This window comes from Streptomyces sp. NPDC059224 (genome assembly GCF_042754285.1).
Taxonomy (GTDB): Bacteria; Actinomycetota; Actinomycetes; order Streptomycetales; family Streptomycetaceae; genus Streptomyces.
On the sequence record NZ_JBHZAN010000029.1, the window covers coordinates 56,328 to 72,011 of the forward strand.

Sequence of the window (15,684 nt, forward strand, 5' to 3'; positions counted from 1 at the left end):
CGCCCCCGACTCCACGACCCACCGGCCGGCCACGCCTTCCCCGGCGGCCCGGTGCCCCGCCGCTTCCTCGGCCCCCCGGCGGCCTGTGCCGCCGGGGCCGCTCCCGGTGGGCCGGTGCGCGGCAGGGTTCGTGGGCCGCCGGGGCGGCGTGCCTGCCGGGGCCGCCCCGGTCGCGGGCCGCTGGGGCGTGGTCACGACCCCTCCGGTGAGCCCAGCTTGGCCAGCAGTCCGGTCAGCACGTCCGGCGACACCGTCACGCTGTCGATGCGCGGCAGGTTCTCGGCGAGCCGCGTGCCGGTGAGGGCGTGCAGTGTGGCCACGTCCACCTCGCCGTGCACCCGCAGCCAGGCCGCCTGGGCCGCGGCCCGGGCCTCGCCGGTCTCCCGGACGCCCTCCGCCTCGGCCCGCGCGAGCGTGACGGCCCGGGCCGCCTCCGCCTCGCCCAGCTTCACCGTGCGGGCCGCCTCGGCCTCCGCCAGCCGCACCGACCGCGCGGCCTCCGCCTCCGCGCGCACCGCGTCGGCCGCCGCGTGCTCCTCCGCCTCGCGCCGCGTGTTGGTGCCCCGCTGCTCGACCAACTGCTCCTCGCGGCGGGCGAGTTCGATCTGGCTGGCCAGCTCGTTCTCGGCGATCGCCCGCTCCCGCTCGACGGCCACCGCCCGTCGCTCGTAGGTGGCGCGGTCGGCCTCCTGCTGGATCTGCTCGCGGGCCGGGGTGCGAAGGGCCCGCTCCACCTCCGGTTCGGGCCGCAGAGCCATCACCCGCACGGCCACCACCTCGATCCCGGTGGCCGGCAGCCGGGGCTCCGCGCCGAGGCCGTCGGCGATCCGCTCCCGGACCGCCGCCACCCCGTCGACCAGCGCCGCCGCCAGCGGGGTCCGGGCCAGCACGGCCAGCGCGTGCTGCTGGGCCGTCTCGGTGAGCAGGGTGCCCAGCTGTTCCAGCGGGGTGCCGCGCCAGGCTCCGGTGCCGGGGTCGATCGAGAAGTCGAGGCGGGCGGCGGCGAGCGCCGGGTCGCCGATGCGGTAGGTGACCGTCGCCTGCACCGCCACGTCCTGGAAGTCCGCCGTACGGGCGTGGAAGGTCATCGCCAGTTCGCGGTCGTCGACCGGTATCTCGGAGATCGCCGCGGTCAGCGCACGGAACCAGAAGCTGATGCCGGTGCCGTCGTGCAGCAGCCTTCCGTCCCGGTGATGTCTGATGTGCGCCGTCGGGGCCCCGCGCAGGTGGCGCCGCCCCAGCCGCCGGGTGATGTCGGCCATGAAGTCCCCCTCGTGATTTAGAGTCAACATGACAATAATCGTGCCCGGCGCGCTTGTCGTCAAGAGGACGACAACAAGATTCGGTTGACCCGAGGGTGAACCCGGTCCGTGATGGTCAGGATGGAGTCATGGGATTCCATGTCGACTCCGAAGCCGGGCGGCTGCGCCGCGTCATCCTGCACCGGCCGGATCTGGAGCTCAAAAGGCTCACCCCCAGCAACAAGGACGCCCTTCTCTTCGACGACCTCCTGTGGGTGCGCCGGGCCAGGGCCGAACACGACGGCTTCGCGGACGTGCTCCGGGACCGCGGGGTCGCCGTCCATCTCTTCGGCGACCTGCTCACCGAGACGCTGGCGATCCCGGCGGCTCGCACCCTGGTCCTGGACCGGGTCTTCGACGAGAAGGAGTACGGCCCGCTCGCCACCGACCACCTGCGCGCGGCCTTCGAGAACCTGCCCGCGCCCCAGCTGGCCGAGGCGCTGGTCGGCGGCATGACCAAGCGGGAGTTCCTGGCCGGGCACGCCGAGCCCACCTCGGTCCGCTTCCACGTCATGGACCTCGACGACTTCCTCCTCCAGCCGCTCCCCAACCACCTCTTCACCCGGGACACCTCCGCCTGGGTCTACGACGGCGTCTCCATCAACGCCATGCGCTGGCCGGCCCGGCAGCGCGAGACGGTGCACTTCGAGGCGATCTACCGGCACCACCCGCTCTTCCGTGGCGAGACGTTCCGCGTCTGGTCGGAGGGGCAGGCCGCCTACCCCTCGACCATCGAGGGCGGCGACGTCCTGGTGATCGGCGGCGGCGCGGTCCTGATCGGGATGAGCGAGCGCACCACCCCGCAGGCCGTGGAGATGCTCGCGCACAAACTGTTCGCGGCGGGCTCCGCGCGGACGATCGTGGCCCTGGACATGCCGAAGCGGCGCGCCTTCATGCACCTCGACACCGTGATGACGATGGTCGACGGCGACACCTTCACCCAGTACGCCGGGCTCGGCATGCTCCGCTCGTACACCATCGAACCGGGCAGCGGGGAGAAGGAGCTCAAGGTCACCGACCATCCGCCGGAGCACATGCACCGTGCGATCGCCGCCGCCCTCGGCCTCAGCGAGATCCGGGTCCTGACCGCCACCCAGGACGTGCACGCGGCCGAGCGGGAGCAGTGGGACGACGGTTGCAACGTCCTTGCCGTCGAACCCGGTGTGGTCGTCGCCTACGAACGCAACTCCACCACCAACACCCACCTGCGCAAGCAGGGCATCGAGGTGATCGAGATCCCGGGCAGCGAGCTGGGCCGGGGGCGGGGCGGTCCGCGCTGCATGAGCTGCCCGGTGGAGCGAGACCCCGTATGAGACCTCGTACGAGACCCCGCGGGGACCCTGTATAGAAATGTGAAACATCGTATAGACTTCCAAAGGTCATCGCGTCGACCCCTACTGCTGGAGCGCCCCCATGGCGACAGTCCCGACCGCCCTCGCCGGCCGCCACTTCCTCAAGGAGCTGGACTTCACCGAGGAGGAGTTCCGCGGGCTGGTCGCGCTGGCCGCCGAGCTGAAGGCGGCCAAGAAGGCCGGGACCGAGACGCGGTACCTGCGCGGCAAGAACATCGCGCTGGTCTTCGAGAAGACCTCCACCCGCACCCGCTGTGCCTTCGAGGTCGCCGCGGCCGACCAGGGCGCCGTCACCACCTACCTCGACCCCTCGGGCTCGCAGATCGGGCACAAGGAGTCGGTGAAGGACACCGCCCGGGTGCTGGGCCGGATGTTCGACGCGATCGAGTACCGGGGGCACGGACAGGGCGTCGTGGAGGAACTGGCCGCCTTCGCCGGGGTACCGGTCTACAACGGCCTCACCGACGAGTGGCACCCCACCCAGATGCTCGCCGACGTGCTCACCATGACCGAGCACTGCGACAAGCCGCTCAACAACATGGCCTTCGCCTACCTCGGCGACGCCCGCTACAACATGGGCAACTCCTACCTCGTCACCGGCGCCCTGCTCGGCATGGACGTGCGGATCGTGGCCCCCCGGCTGCTGTGGCCGGACGGCACCATCGTCGAGCTGGCCGAGCGGCTCGCCGAGGCGTCCGGCGCCCGGCTCACGCTCACCGACGACGTGAAGGAGGGTGTGCGGGGCGCCGACTTCATCGCCACCGACGTATGGGTGTCGATGGGTGAGCCCAAGGAGGTCTGGGACGAGCGGATCGCGCTGCTCGGCCCCTACGCCGTGACCATGGACGTGCTGCGCGCCAGCGGCAACCCCGACGTCAAGTTCCTGCACTGCCTCCCGGCCTTCCACGACCTGGGCACCGACGTCGGCCGGGAGATCTACGAGCGCCACGGACTGACCGAGCTGGAGGTCAGCGACGAGGTGTTCGAGTCCGAGCACTCGGTCGTCTTCGACGAGGCGGAGAACCGGATGCACACCATCAAGGCGGTGCTGGTGGCCACGCTCGGCTGACCGCCGCCGTATCGCGCAGGCCTCCACCAGGCCTTATTCTGTCCGGCGGCCCGGCGCCACCCCTGCCGCGGCCGCCCCGGCGACCGACCCGGATCGCACCCGCACCACCAGAAACGAGCACCACCCGCATGCCCCGCATCAAATCCCCCCACCTGCTGGTGGCCGAATCCGGCGCCGACCGCGCGGGCCACGGCCTCCGCCGCACCATGGGCCTCTTCCAGCTGCTCTGCTTCGGCATCGGCGCGATCGTCGGCACCGGCATCTTCGTCGGGCTCTCCGACTCGGTCGCCCAGGCCGGCCCGGCCGTCGTGGTCTCCTTCGTCCTGGCCGCGATCACCTGCGTCTTCACGGCCCTCTCCTTCGCCGAGCTGGGAGGCGCGATCCCGGTCTCCGGATCGTCGTACTCCTTCGCCTACGCCGGTCTCGGCGAGTCCACGGCCTTCCTGGTCGGCTGGTGCCTGCTGCTGGAGTACGGCATCTCCATCTCGGCCGTCGCGGTCGGCTGGAGCCAGTACGTCAACGAACTGCTGCACAGCCTCACCGGCCTCCAGCTCCCGCACGCCCTGTCCGCGGGCCCCGGCGACGGCGGGATCGTGAACCTCCCCGCGGTGGTCGTCATCGCGATGGCCGCCGTACTGCTGGTGCGCGGGGTCCGGGAGAGCGCCCGGGCGACCGCCGCGATGGCGGCCGTCAAGCTCGTCATCCTGGTCGCCTTCTGCGTGATCGGCTTCAGCGCCTTCAAGGACGGCAACCTCGTGCCGTTCTCCCCGGCGGGGCTCGGCGGCATCGGCGCCGGCACCACGGCCGCGTTCTTCTCCTACATCGGCTTCGACGCGATCACCACGGCCGGCGAGGAGGCCAAGAACCCGCGCCGGGACATCCCGGTCGCGATCCTCGTCTGCATGGGCGTGGTCACGCTGCTCTACTGCGCGGTCGCGCTGGCCGCGACCGGCGCCATCGGCGGCGACCAGGTGGCCGGACGCCCAGCGGCCCTCTCCTACGTCGTCAACCAGGTCACCGGGTCCACGGTCGGCGGCGGCGTGATCGCCTTCGGCGCGGTCGTCGCCATCGCGTCCGTCGTCCTCGCGGTGATGTACGGCCAGACCCGCATCCTCATGTCCATGTCCCGGGACGGGCTGATCCCGCGCGTCTTCGAGAAGGTCTCCCCGAAGACCGCCACCCCGGTCGCGGGGACCCTGACCGTCGCGCTCGTCTTCGCGCTGCCGGCGGCCTTCGCCTCGCTGGACGCGGTGATGAACCTGTGCACCATCGGCACCCTCGCCATCATGGCCGTGGTGAACATCGTGGTGATCGCCCTGCGCCGCCGCGAACCGGGCCTCGCCCGCACCTTCCGGGTGCCGCTCTACCCGGTCGTGCCGCTGCTGGGCGTCGGTTTCTGCCTGTACCTGATGTACGAGACCGGGTGGACGACCTGGATCCAGTTCGCCGTCTTCCTGGCGGTGGGTCTGCTGGTCTACGTCGGCTACGGGCGCCGGAACTCCACGCTGGCCCGGCCGGAAAGCGGTGCGGTCACGCCGGACGCCACTGACGCGGTACTACAGGAAGCCTGAACCACACCGCCTTGCCGGACTCGGTGGGGCGGTGCCCGCAGGAGGCGCTGAGGGCGCGGATCAGCAGCAGACCGCGCCCGCCCTCCTCCATGGGGTCGGGCTCCTCGATCACCGGACGGGTGAGGTGGCCGGGCGGCGCCGGGTCCGGGTCGTGCACCTCGACCTTGCAGCCGCCCGGCATCAGCTCGACGACCAGCTCTATCGGCCCCCTGCCGGCGGTGTGCTCGACGGCGTTGGCGACCAGTTCCGCGGTGAGCAGCTCGGCGGTGTCGGGATCCGCCGCGTGGTCGGCCTCCTCCATCGCCGAGCGCACCAGGGCACGGGCGACCGGCACGGCCGCGACGGTGTGCGGCAGCGCGATGCGCCAGGAGGCGGCGGAAGGTGGTTCGTACACGGCGATTCCGTTCATGGCGCAGGCGATCACTGCTTGTCCTGCTTTCAACTGTAGGAATGGTACGGGTCCCGTCCCGAAGCCCTTCGGCGGGCCCCGGGCGGGACCTTCGTCCCGTCAACGGGCTGCTTACCCACCCCGGCAGGCCGTCCTGCATGAGCGGCCGGGCTGTTACCGCCTTATTGACGCGCTGTGACCTTGTGACCGGACACACACGCGCAGGAGCCCCCGGCGACTGCGGGGGGCTCCTGCGCGAGCGGCGGAAATCAGGCGAAGTCGACCACCCCCGCGGTCAGTGTCCCGCCGTCCGCCGGATCGATCAGGATGAACGCGCCGGTGCGCCGGTGCGCCGCGAGACCGCGTAGGCGTCCAGCGCCGCCGGCTCGGCGCAGCGCAGGGTGATCCGGCCCAGGTCGTTGGCGGTGAGCTCGGGCGCGCCCGCCAGGTCCCGGACGATCGCCTTGACGGTCCGCGTGGTGTGCCTGAGCAGCACGCGGTCGCCGACCCGGAGCGGCCGGTCGGCCAGATGGCACACGGCCGCCGTGACGTCCCGGGTGAGCACGGGCGCCTCCGGCCCGGCCGTGATCATGTCGCCGCGGGACGCGTCCCGCTGGTCGGCCGGCCGTACCCCGACGGACTGCGGGGCCGCGCAGTGCCGGACGTCACCGTGCCGGATGACGTACCGGACCGGGAAGCGGGCCGGTGCGTCGGCCGCGTCCGCGGCGACCGGGACGCTCTCCGGGAACTCCAGCAGGGCCGGGCCGTCGTACCGGTCCACGGCCGTGGACCGGTGGACGACGTTGTCGCCGACCAGCGCGGAGACCGGGATCGCGGTGACCTCCCAAAGCCCCGGCTCGGGCGGTCTGCCAGGTGCAGCATGACGATGGAGTCCTTGCCGCCGGAGAAGAGGATCACCGGCCGCTCGAACCCGCCCGCCACCTCGCGGAAGATGTGGACCGCCTCGGACTCCAGCGCGTCCAGGTGGGACAGGGCGAAGTCGCTCATGCCAGCCCCCGCTCCACCAGCAGCGCGTGCACCGCGTCGGCCGACTCCTGCGGGGTCTGGTCCTGGATGCGCAGCACCAGCGCCGGGTCGGTGGGCGGCTCGAAGGCGTAGAGGCCCTTCACGGCGCGCTCGCCGCACACCTCGACCGGGGTGGTCCTCCCGGGAGAAGCCGAGGCCGGCCGAGAGGACACGGCGTATCTCGTCGCCGTCGAGGACCTCCACGCGGTGTCCCTGGGCCCTGAGCCGATCCCCCAGGAGCGGGGCGATCGTCAAGAGGTCACGGAGTCCTGTAATGAACTTTTCGCAGGCGACCGCCCGTTCACGGTTCGCCCCCCCGTTCACTCACAGACCGACGAAGGCACCGCCCGCGTCCCGCAGCCGTTCGTGCAGCGCCCGGAAGACGGCGGCCGAACGGGTGCCCGGCCAGTCGGCGGGCAGCAGGCTCGTCGGCAGCCCGGGGTCGGTGTACGGCAGATGGCGCCAGGAGTCCAGGGCGAGGAGATAGTCGCGGTAGGCGTCCTCGGGCGGGGTGTCCGGCCGGTGCTCCCAGCCGCGCAGCACCGGTTCGTGGTCGTCGAGGAACCGCTCGTGCTGCTTGGCGATCGCGGTCAGGTCCCACCAGCGGGCGACCGCCTCGGTGGTGGGCGCGAACCCGAGGTGGTCGCCGCGGAAGAAGTCCACGTACGGATCGAGGCCGAGCCGGCGCAGGGTGTGCCGGGTCTCCTCGAACAGCCGGGCCGGGGCGATCCACACCCCGGGGGCGGCCGTGCCGAAGCCGAGTCCGGCGAGGCGGGAGCGCAGCACGTGCCGCTTCTGCCGCTCCGACTCGGGCACCGAGAACACCGCGAGCACCCAGCCCGCGCCCTCGGGTGCCGGCGCCGCGTACACACGGCGGTCGCCGTCGTCCAGCAACTGGCGGGCCTCGGCCGGGAGTTCGTAAGCGGCGGCGCCCTGCGCGGTACGCGTCGGCGCCAGCAGGCCGCGCCGTTTCAGCCGGGACACCGACGACCGTACGGAGGGCGCGTCCACGCCGACCGCGGCCAGCAGCCGGATCAGCTCGGCGACGGGCACCGGGCCGGGCAGGAAGCGACCGTACGCGCCGTAGAGCGTGACGATGAGGGACCTCGGGGCGTGTTGCTCGGACACGTTGATCATTTTAGGTCCCCGGCATCGCTGCTGGTCACCTCGACTGCACGCCTGAATGTGAGTCAGGATTGCGGGGGAGAGGACCGACGGGTGTCCGCGGGGCCGCCGGGGTTCGGTTCGCGCCCTCCCGCGGCGGGTCAGGCGGCGACGGCGAGCCGTCCCGCCGGGCCGCGGTGCGGCTCGGTCACGCTGCCGTCGGGGCGCAGCTCGCCCGTGTCGTCGAAGACGATCGCCCCGTCGCACAGCAGCGTCCAGCCCTGCTCGGGGTGGGCGGCGACGATGTGCGAGAGGCCGCGGTCGGCCGTCGCGCTCGGGAGCTGGTGGGAACACATGGCGCACCTCCACGGGTCTGCCTCCGGCACGGTCGCCGACCGGCATGACCAGACCATGCTCCCGTCGTGAACGCCGCGGAACCACCTGCCGCGACCTGTGACAACACACGGACAACTCCCGGACGCTCCCACGACGGTCGCCGCGCGTCCGCGACGCGGCCGGCGGCTCCGGCCCGGCGGGGACGCGCCACCGAAGGGGTGATGGTCACGCTTCCCGGGCGGGGCGCCCGGTATCCAGGGCATGCCTCACACCACCACCACCTGGGAAGGATGTCATGCCCCTACGCCCTGTCCTCGCCGCCGCGGCCGTCGGTTCCGCCGCCCTGCTCTGCGCCGCCGTGGTACCCGCGACCGCCGCCCCCGGGGATCCCTCGGAGTCCGTGACCGTCTACTCGAACGGCCGTCTCACCGACGACGGCACGGTCACCCTCTCCGGCACCTACACCTGCACCGATGCCATCGGCCCGGTGTTCGTCAGCTCGTCGGTCAGCCAGGAGTCACCGAATCACCGCCACGGCGTCGGCGGCACACGGGCCGTGTGCGACGGCGTCGAGCACCACTGGGCGAACACCGGCATGGTGACCTCGGAGAAGCTGAAGCCGGGCGCGGCCGATGTCGAGGCCACGATCATGGAGCTGCGCCCCCAGGGCGGCCTGCCGCTGCCGTTCTTCCACGCCGGGCGGCAGCAGGACGTCACCCTCGACAAGGCCTGAGGCGCGGTCCAGGACGGCCCGGCACCTCGCCGGTGCCGGGCCGGACCGTCGTTACGGATCAGCGGGCCAGCAGCTCGCGCAGTGCGGAGATGACCTGCTCCGGTGCCTCCTCCGCCATGAAGTGCCCGCAGTCCACCGTGTGGTGCTCGAGGTCCGGTGCCCAGGCCCGCCACAGTGCGGCCGCGTCGTAGCCCAGGGCGGCGCCCCAGTCCTGCTGGAGCACGGTCACCGGCATGCCCAGCACGGTCCCGGCGGCACGGTCGGCCAGGTCGTGCTCGGTGTCGATGCCGGCCGAGGCCCGGTAGTCGGCCACGATCGAGGGGACCGCCGCCCGGCAGGCCGCGAGGTAGTCGGCGCGGACGCCGGCGGGGATCGCCGAGGGGTCGCGGGTCCACAGGTCGAGGAAGTGCCCGAAGAAGAGGTCCGGGGCGGCACCGATCAGCCGCTCGGGCAGGCCCGGGGGTTGCGCCATTAGATAGAGGTGGAAGGCGACGGCGGCGGTGCTGCCGTGCAGCACCTCCCACATGTCCAGGGTCGGCAGTACGTCGAGAAGGGCCAGGTGCGTGACGGTGTCCGGGTGGTCCAGGCCGACCCGGAAGGCGACCAGCGCGCCCCGGTCGTGCCCGGCCAGCGCGAACCTCTCGTGGCCGAGGGCGCGGGCGAGCGCCACGACGTCGGCGGCCATGGTCCGCTTCGCGTACGACAGCCCGTCCGCGTCGGCCGGCTTGTCGCTGGCGCCGTAGCCGCGCAGGTCGGGACAGATCACGGTGTGAGCGCAGGCGAGGTCGGCCGCCACCCGCCGCCACATCAGGTGGGTCTGCGGGAAGCCGTGCAGCAGGACGACCGGACTGCCGGTACCGCCGACCGACGCGTGCAGGGACACGCCGTCCGCGACGGGGACACGGTGCGCTGTGAAACCGGGAATGTTCATGCACCGAGACTCCCGCCCGCGAATCAGCAGCGGATCAGTAGGCGATGCCGGGGTGGGACGCGATGGAGCGCGGGCCGGGGCCGCCGGGTGTCCGGGGCGGTGTGGGGTGGGATCTACCGTGGGGCTGGTGAGGATGGATCAGGTCGGCTTCGGGGTGCTCGGGCCCGTGGTGGCCGAGCACGCCGGTGTCCCGCTCGCGGTGAAGGGCCCCCGGCACCGCGCGCTGCTGGCCCGGCTGATCGTGGCGCGCAGAAGGGTCGTGCCGGTGGCCCGTCTGGTCGCCGACCTCTGGGACGAGCCGCCGCCCACCGCCCTCGGCACCGTCCGCACCTTCGTCGGCGACCTGCGCCGTGCCCTCGAACCGGACCGCCCGTTCCGCGCCCCGGCCCGGCTCCTCGTCACGGAGGGACCCGGTTACGCCCTGCGTGCGCGGGCGGAGACGGTGGACGCCTGGCGGTTCGAGACGGCCGTGGAAAGCGCCGTACAGCAGGAGCCCGTGCGGGCCGCGCGGGGGCTCCATGAGGCGCTGGAGCTGTGGCGGGGACCGGCCTACGCCGAGTTCGCCGACGAGGACTGGTGCGGGGCCGAGCGGGCCCGGCTGGCCGAGCTGCGGCTGCGGGCGGTGGAGCAGCGCGCCGAGGCGCTGCTCGCCGGCGGCCGGGCGGCCGAGGCGGTGCCCGACCTGGACGCCCACCTCACCGGGCACCCCTGGCGCGAGGAGGGGTGGCGGCTGCTGGCGCTCGCCCTCTACCGGACCGGCCGCCAGGGCGACGCCCTCGCGGTGCTGCGCCGGGCCCGCGCGACCCTCGCCGACCAGCTGGGGCTCGACCCCGGGCCCGCGCTGCGCCGACTGGAGGCCGGCATCCTCGCGCAGGACCCCGCCCTGGACGCGGAGCGAGAGGCCGCGGCGGCCCGGGTGTGGTCCCGGGCGGCCGCGGCGTACGACCGTACGGTCGCCGCGGGCGCCCGGGCCCGGCTCGAATCGACCGTGGGCCTGCTGCGCACTCTCGCGGTGACCGGCTCCGGCGGACTGGCCGCGGCCCGCGAACACCGCCTCGCGGCGATCACCGCGGCCGAGGAGTCCGGCGACCCGGAACTGACCGCGCGGGTCATCGGAGCCTACGACGTCCCGGCGATCTGGACCCGCTCCGACGACCCGGCGGCCGCCCGCCAGGTGGCCGACGCCGCCGAACGCGCGCTGGCCCGGCTGCCCTCGGCCCCGGCCCAGGACGCCGCCCGCTGCCGGCTCCTCGCCACGATCGCCCTGGAGTCACGCGGCACCCGGTCGGCCCGTGCCGCGCGGGCCGCCACCGACGCGGAACAGCTGGCCCGAGGCCTCGACGATCCGGCGCTGCTCGCCTTCGCCCTCAACGGCGTCTTCATGCAGTCCTGCCCCCGGACCGGCCTCGCTCCGCGCCGCGACGCCCTCGGCACCGAACTGATCGCCCTGGCCGCCCGGCACGGCCTGGTCACCTACGAGGTGCTCGGCCATCTGATCCGGGTGCAGGCCCGCGCGGGCCTCGCCGACCTCACCACCGCCGACGTGCACGCAGAAGCGGCCGACCGGCTGGCCGACCGCCACGAACTCCCGCTGGTCCGCGTGTTCACGGACGGATACCGGGCGCTGCGGCTGGCCGCGACCGGATATCCGGACCGCGCCGAAGCCGCCTACCGCGAGGTCGACCGGATGCTGGACGGCCCGGGCATGCCCGGAGTGCGCGCCGGACTGCTCCCCCTCGCACTCCTGTGTCTCCGGATCGCCGGGCGGCCGTACGGCATCCGTGCGGCCCTCGAACCGGCCGCCGGCTGGGGGCCGTACCTCCCGTGGATCCGCCCGGCTCTCGCCCTCGCCGCCGACGGAGCGGGGGCGGCCCGCGACGCGCTGCGTGAGCTGCCCGAGCCGCCGGCGGACCTCGTGCAGGAGGCGCTGTGGTGTGTCGTGGCGGCCACCGCCCTGGCGGCCGGCGACCGCCCGGCCCTGCGCCGCTGCCACCAACGGCTGCGCCCGGCCGCCGGTCAACTCGCGGGCGCGGGAAGCGGGTTGCTGACGGCCGGCCCGGTCGACGACTGGCTGACCGCGATCGGGGAGGGGCTGCGCCGGGCGGCCGGCCCGTGACCCCTCACCGCGGACCGCACACCGTCCGTGGCGCCGCTCTGCCGGGCGCGCCTTGCGCGTCCTGCACCCGCTGGAGGTCCCGCAGCAGACCCGCGATGCCGGGATCCTGACCGGCGGCGACCCGGGCGATGGTCTGCAGGACGGCCTCGTAGAAGGCGTCCCGTACGGCGGGCGCCATGACGTCCGAGGCGTCCAGGCAGCGCGGGCCCTCCCGGAGCCGGGAGGCGATCTCGTGTTCGACCTTGTGGTTCTGCGGGGTCACCTGCCGGTTCGCCGAGAAGAAGTCCGCCGACGCGGCCCACTCCTGCTGGCCGTCCCTGGAAGCCAGCCGCCGGACCAGCTCACGGGCCTGGGGACGGTCGCTGAACAGTGCCGCGAAGTCCCCGGTGACCTCGTGGGCCCGCACCTGGCCGCCGCCGGGCAGCAGCGGAGCGGAGTCCGTCAGGTCCGCGTGCGGCGCCTCGGTCTTGTAGAAGGAGCGGGCGAACGACCCCTGATGCTCCAGACCGCAGCCGCCCCAGCCGTCGAACAGTAGCCCGTCGCTCTCCGGGGTGCCCCGGTGGTCGGTGAGCAGGGCGTGCCGGGCCCTGGTCCGGTCCTGCCCGAGCAGCCCGGCCCAGGCCTGCCAGGCGGAGCGCACGGCGGTGCTCCGCCACCACGGGGTGTCGCCGGTGCCGAGCGCCCACCGCTCGTAGGCAGCCGGGCCCGCCCGTTGCAGCACGAGGTCCTCGATCCAGTCGGTGCCGGGCCAGCCGGAGGCGCCGTCGTCCCCCATGCCGATGCACCAACTCCGCAGCGGAGCGGGCGAGTCGGCGGGCGGCCTGCCCTGCCGGAACCAGACGATGCTCTTCAGGTCCGCCTTGACCGGCACCCAGTACACGGACGTGGAGGCGGTGCCGGTGGCGTTCCACGGCGCGCCGTACTGCTCCGGGTCGTACAGCCCGTTCAGCGGCTTGAGACGGTTCTGCCCGGCGTACTCGGCGAGTTCACCGATACCCGGCATGATCACGATGTCCGGGGGCTCTCCCGACTGCACCTTGGAGAGCAGCACCTCGCGCTGGGCGGCGGTGCCCTGGTAGCGGAAGGGGATGCCGAAGTCCCGCAGCACGGCCTCGAACTGTTCCGCCTGCTCCCCGGTCCAGGTCCCCAGGATGGTCACCGGCTCCCCGTCGTCGTGCCGTGCCCAGGCCGCCACCAGTCCGCCGGCGGCGATCAGCAGCAGGACCACGAGCACGACCAGCACCTTGAACCGCCGGGTCATCGCCGCCTCCAGTAGTCGCTGTCCAGCCGGAGCCCGAGGCCCAGCGCGGGCAGGACGACGACCAGCAGGCCGCCGACCACGGTGCCCCGGTACATCCGGTCCGCCCAGCCGCCGTCGGTGAGTTCCTGCCGGACCTCCTCCGACTTCTGTGCGACGCTCTGCTGCGCCGCGGCCAGCCCCGGGCCGGTGTGCCGGGACCGGGACACCTCGGTGATCCGTCCGAGGTCGCCGAGCGCCCTGTCCAGGCGGCCCTCGGTCGACGCCGTCGTCAGCAGCGGGAACACCGCGAGCAGCACGGTCAGGACGAACGCGGCGAGCAGATAGGGGTTCCAGTCGCGGCCGCACCGGTCGCGCAGTACGAACACCGCCGACAGCAGGGTCGACGCCATGACGGCCAGGGCGAGTTCGGCGAGCCACCAGCCGGCCCGCTGCCACCGTCCCATGGTGGCCGTGGCCTCCGCGTGCCGCATCTGGACCCGCTGCAGCGCGTCGAGGCGGGGCGCGAGACCGACCGTGCTGCGGGTGAGCAGCGAGTCGGCTTCGTCGAGTTTCTGTTCCCGCATCAGCGGCTGGTCGCGGTACATGGACGTACCCAGGCCGAGCGAGTTGCCGTAGGTGGCGAGCAGGCCGTTGACCGTGCCGAGGTCCTGGTCCGTGCGGTCGGCGATCCGGGACAGGCCCTGGTCGGCGGCGGACAGCTGGGACCGGTAGGTCTCGCCGGAGCCCGGCACGTCGACCAGGTGCGCCGTCACCAGGGCGTGCGCCTCCTGGTCGGCCCGCAGCGCCGCCAGCCGGGTGGCGGCCAGCCCCTGAACGGCCGGCGCCTCACGGGCGGCCAGGGCCGCGGCGCCGCGCTGGGTCTGCCGGTAGGAGAAGAACAAGGAGGTCGAGGCCACGGCCGCGCACAGGAAGAGCACCAGCAGATGCGTCTCCAGCAGCCGTCGGGTCCGCCGGCCGCTCAGCCGCCCGCGCCAGAACGCGGCGGGGGAGTACCGCCGTGAGAAGGCTGTCCACACGGTCGTCACAGCAGCTTCTCCCCGCAGACGATGCAGTAGCGGGCCTCACCGCCGGCCCGGCTCCGGCAGCTGCCGCAGCGCGGGCCCGGCGGTGCGGCGGCGACGTCGGCCACCGGCGCGCCCGGGTGGGAGCCGGCCCGCAGGATCATCGGGCCGAGGGTGCCGGTGTCCACGGTGCGCAGCCGGATCCGTCCCTCGGCCGCGTCCTCGATGTCGGCGACCGTTCGGATCTCGTCCAGCACCCAGTCCGTGCCGAACCGGGCCGCCAGCTGGGCCGCCTGCGCCAGGCACTCGCGGGCGGTGTCGGGCCGGTGCCCCTGGAGCGCGGTGAGCCCCTCGCGCAACGCGCCGCGCATCCGGGCGGTGGCGTTGAGACTGCGCACACTGCCGCCGCCCGTCGGACCCGGCGGCGCCGACTGCCGGGGATGGTGCCAGCGGGCGACCACCGGCGCGTGGACGCCGTCGACCGAGACCATGGCGAACTGCAGCTCGGTCTCCAGCGGGTCGTCCGCGGCGTTCGCGACCAGGGTGAGCAGGTAGTCGCGGCTGCCCTGCTCCCACTGGTGCGTGGGGAAGCTCCAGCAGTGCGGCCGGTCGGGCTCGGGCAGCCCCACCAGCCGGTGCGGCCGCGGCGCCTTCTCGCTGAGCGAGACCTGGCGCACCGAGGGCCGCAGGGTCACCTCGATCGCCAGCTGGGACGGGCCCACCCGGCGCAGTCGCGCGATGGCGTCGGTGATCGCCCGGCCGAGGCCCTCGTCCACGAACTGGGCCGTACCGTGGAGCCGTTCGGCGATGGCCAGCAGCGGATCGGGATTCCAGTCGGCGCCCACCGCGAACACATCGCAGGTGAACCTCCCGGCGCAGGCGTCGAGTTCCTCCTCCAGGCGGGTCTCGCCGCCGGCGCTGCTGCCGTCGGTGATCAGCACCAGGTGCGGTACGGACAGCGGCCGGTCGGCGAACAGCGCCCGCGCCTCGGTGGCCCAGGGCGCGTATCCGGCGGGACGCGGACCGTCCCGGTGCAGCGGCAGCGAGCCCATCGCGAACGCGGCCCGGCGCCGCTGGTCCTGGTCGGCGACGGCCCACCTGTCGGCACCCCGCGGATAACACAGGACCGGCTCGGGTCCGCTGCCGAGCACGGCGAAGGAGATCCGGTCGGGCAGGGCGCGCAGCGCGGCCGGCAGGGCATGGCGCACGGCCGCCCGACCGGGCTCGGCCACGTCCACGGCGATGATCACGGCGAGTTCGACCGCGGGCAGGTCGGTGGGGGCGCGGTCGGCGGTGACCTCGACCCGCAGATGGGCCTCGATCTTCGCACTGCGGTGCGGGCGCCGGTCAGCGTCGAGATCGACGTGGAGCCGGACGCCGGGCCGCGGGGGCCGGGTACGGCCGCTCATGTCCTCCGTCACCGTGCCTTCCCTTCGTTGCCGGGGACGTCACCCGTGCGGTGCCCTGCGACCGCGTCGCGCCGGGTGGTCCGGTC

Annotated in this window: 13 protein-coding genes and 3 pseudogenes; 5 read left to right on the forward strand and 11 right to left on the reverse strand. The window is 73.7% G+C overall.

Annotated features, from left to right (window positions below; all coding sequences use genetic code 11):
• Positions 1-191: 191 nt before the first annotated feature.
• On the reverse strand, positions 192-1,262 hold the full coding sequence (locus tag ACFXI4_RS30370) for an SPFH domain-containing protein (RefSeq protein ID WP_384997059.1): 1,071 nt from the start codon (positions 1,260-1,262) through the stop codon (positions 192-194).
• Between the two features lie 128 nt (positions 1,263-1,390).
• On the opposite strand from ACFXI4_RS30370, the gene ACFXI4_RS30375 reads away from it, so the two are divergent.
• From ACFXI4_RS30375 to ACFXI4_RS30385, 3 genes are all read left to right on the forward strand, one after another.
• The gene (locus tag ACFXI4_RS30375; protein ID WP_362725808.1) at positions 1,391-2,614 is read left to right on the forward strand and encodes an arginine deiminase; all 1,224 of its coding nucleotides are present in this window, start codon (positions 1,391-1,393) and stop codon (positions 2,612-2,614) included.
• Positions 2,615-2,714: 100 nt separating this feature from the next.
• The gene (argF, locus tag ACFXI4_RS30380) at positions 2,715-3,722 is read left to right on the forward strand and encodes an ornithine carbamoyltransferase (RefSeq protein ID WP_384996943.1); all 1,008 of its coding nucleotides are present in this window, start codon (positions 2,715-2,717) and stop codon (positions 3,720-3,722) included.
• 128 nt (positions 3,723-3,850) lie between these two features.
• Entirely contained in the window at positions 3,851-5,293 is a 1,443-nt protein-coding gene (locus ACFXI4_RS30385) for an amino acid permease (RefSeq protein WP_384996945.1), read from the forward strand.
• Here ACFXI4_RS30385 and ACFXI4_RS30390 read toward each other — a convergent pair.
• The 6 genes and pseudogenes from ACFXI4_RS30390 to ACFXI4_RS30415 all read right to left on the reverse strand — a co-directional run bounded on the left by ACFXI4_RS30390 (position 5,253) and on the right by ACFXI4_RS30415 (position 8,167).
• Positions 5,253-5,702, reverse strand: a complete 450-nt coding sequence (locus ACFXI4_RS30390; RefSeq protein ID WP_362725817.1) for an ATP-binding protein — start codon at positions 5,700-5,702, stop codon at positions 5,253-5,255. The two genes, ACFXI4_RS30385 and ACFXI4_RS30390, sit on opposite strands and share 41 nt — an antisense overlap.
• A gap of 248 nt (positions 5,703-5,950) precedes the next feature.
• Positions 5,951-6,540 (reverse strand): annotated as a pseudogene (locus ACFXI4_RS30395) (hypothetical protein); the annotation flags it as partial.
• An 8-nt stretch (positions 6,541-6,548) separates the two neighbouring features.
• Positions 6,549-6,689 (reverse strand): annotated as a pseudogene (locus ACFXI4_RS30400) (sulfate adenylyltransferase small subunit); the annotation flags it as partial.
• Positions 6,686-6,983, reverse strand: a pseudogene (locus tag ACFXI4_RS30405) (adenylyl-sulfate kinase). The pseudogenes ACFXI4_RS30400 and ACFXI4_RS30405, both read right to left, overlap by 4 nt.
• Before the next feature lie 48 nt (positions 6,984-7,031).
• Entirely contained in the window at positions 7,032-7,844 is an 813-nt protein-coding gene (locus ACFXI4_RS30410) for a PaaX family transcriptional regulator C-terminal domain-containing protein (protein WP_384996947.1), read from the reverse strand.
• Positions 7,845-7,972: 128 nt separating this feature from the next.
• Entirely contained in the window at positions 7,973-8,167 is a 195-nt protein-coding gene (locus ACFXI4_RS30415; protein WP_362731175.1) for a DUF5999 family protein, read from the reverse strand.
• Positions 8,168-8,442: 275 nt separating this feature from the next.
• Between ACFXI4_RS30415 and ACFXI4_RS30420 the strand changes: the two genes are divergently transcribed.
• Positions 8,443-8,880 (forward strand): DUF6299 family protein, encoded by a 438-nt coding sequence (locus ACFXI4_RS30420; RefSeq protein WP_384996949.1) that lies wholly within the window; start codon positions 8,443-8,445, stop codon positions 8,878-8,880.
• A 58-nt stretch (positions 8,881-8,938) separates the two neighbouring features.
• Here the strand turns inward: ACFXI4_RS30420 and ACFXI4_RS30425 are convergent, their stop codons facing one another.
• Entirely contained in the window at positions 8,939-9,811 is an 873-nt protein-coding gene (locus tag ACFXI4_RS30425) for an alpha/beta fold hydrolase (protein WP_384996951.1), read from the reverse strand.
• Positions 9,812-9,944: 133 nt separating this feature from the next.
• On the opposite strand from ACFXI4_RS30425, the gene ACFXI4_RS30430 reads away from it, so the two are divergent.
• Positions 9,945-11,927 carry a BTAD domain-containing putative transcriptional regulator gene (locus ACFXI4_RS30430; RefSeq protein WP_384997061.1) on the forward strand — a complete coding sequence of 661 codons (1,983 nt, stop codon included), beginning with the start codon at positions 9,945-9,947 and terminating at the stop codon, positions 11,925-11,927.
• A gap of 4 nt (positions 11,928-11,931) precedes the next feature.
• Here the strand turns inward: ACFXI4_RS30430 and ACFXI4_RS30435 are convergent, their stop codons facing one another.
• The 3 genes from ACFXI4_RS30435 to ACFXI4_RS30445 are packed head-to-tail and all read right to left on the reverse strand — an operon-like array spanning position 11,932 to position 15,610.
• Complete coding sequence (locus ACFXI4_RS30435; protein WP_384996953.1) at positions 11,932-13,188, reverse strand: carbohydrate ABC transporter substrate-binding protein; 1,257 nt, start codon at positions 13,186-13,188, stop codon at positions 11,932-11,934.
• On the reverse strand, positions 13,185-14,213 hold the full coding sequence (locus ACFXI4_RS30440) for a hypothetical protein (protein ID WP_384996955.1): 1,029 nt from the start codon (positions 14,211-14,213) through the stop codon (positions 13,185-13,187). Before ACFXI4_RS30440 ends, ACFXI4_RS30435 begins: the two co-directional genes overlap by 4 nt.
• Positions 14,210-15,610, reverse strand: a complete 1,401-nt coding sequence (locus ACFXI4_RS30445; protein WP_384996957.1) for a vWA domain-containing protein — start codon at positions 15,608-15,610, stop codon at positions 14,210-14,212. Before ACFXI4_RS30445 ends, ACFXI4_RS30440 begins: the two co-directional genes overlap by 4 nt.
• Positions 15,611-15,684 lie beyond the last annotated feature (74 nt).

Bases quoted from the DNA above. Each gene is read 5' to 3' on its own strand.
- ACFXI4_RS30370 (WP_384997059.1), bottom strand. From the start codon at position 1,262: ATGGCCGACATCACCCGGCGGCTGGGGCGGCGCCACCTGCGCGGGGCC.
- ACFXI4_RS30420 (WP_384996949.1), top strand. From the start codon at position 8,443: ATGCCCCTACGCCCTGTCCTCGCCGCCGCGGCCGTCGGTTCCGCCGCC.
- ACFXI4_RS30425 (WP_384996951.1), bottom strand. From the start codon at position 9,811: ATGAACATTCCCGGTTTCACAGCGCACCGTGTCCCCGTCGCGGACGGC.
- ACFXI4_RS30415 (WP_362731175.1), bottom strand. From the start codon at position 8,167: ATGTGTTCCCACCAGCTCCCGAGCGCGACGGCCGACCGCGGCCTCTCG.
- ACFXI4_RS30435 (WP_384996953.1), bottom strand. From the start codon at position 13,188: ATGACCCGGCGGTTCAAGGTGCTGGTCGTGCTCGTGGTCCTGCTGCTG.
- ACFXI4_RS30385 (WP_384996945.1), top strand. From the start codon at position 3,851: ATGCCCCGCATCAAATCCCCCCACCTGCTGGTGGCCGAATCCGGCGCC.
- ACFXI4_RS30375 (WP_362725808.1), top strand. From the start codon at position 1,391: ATGGGATTCCATGTCGACTCCGAAGCCGGGCGGCTGCGCCGCGTCATC.
- argF (WP_384996943.1), top strand. From the start codon at position 2,715: ATGGCGACAGTCCCGACCGCCCTCGCCGGCCGCCACTTCCTCAAGGAG.
- ACFXI4_RS30410 (WP_384996947.1), bottom strand. From the start codon at position 7,844: ATGATCAACGTGTCCGAGCAACACGCCCCGAGGTCCCTCATCGTCACG.
- ACFXI4_RS30430 (WP_384997061.1), top strand. From the start codon at position 9,945: ATGGATCAGGTCGGCTTCGGGGTGCTCGGGCCCGTGGTGGCCGAGCAC.
- ACFXI4_RS30390 (WP_362725817.1), bottom strand. From the start codon at position 5,702: ATGAACGGAATCGCCGTGTACGAACCACCTTCCGCCGCCTCCTGGCGC.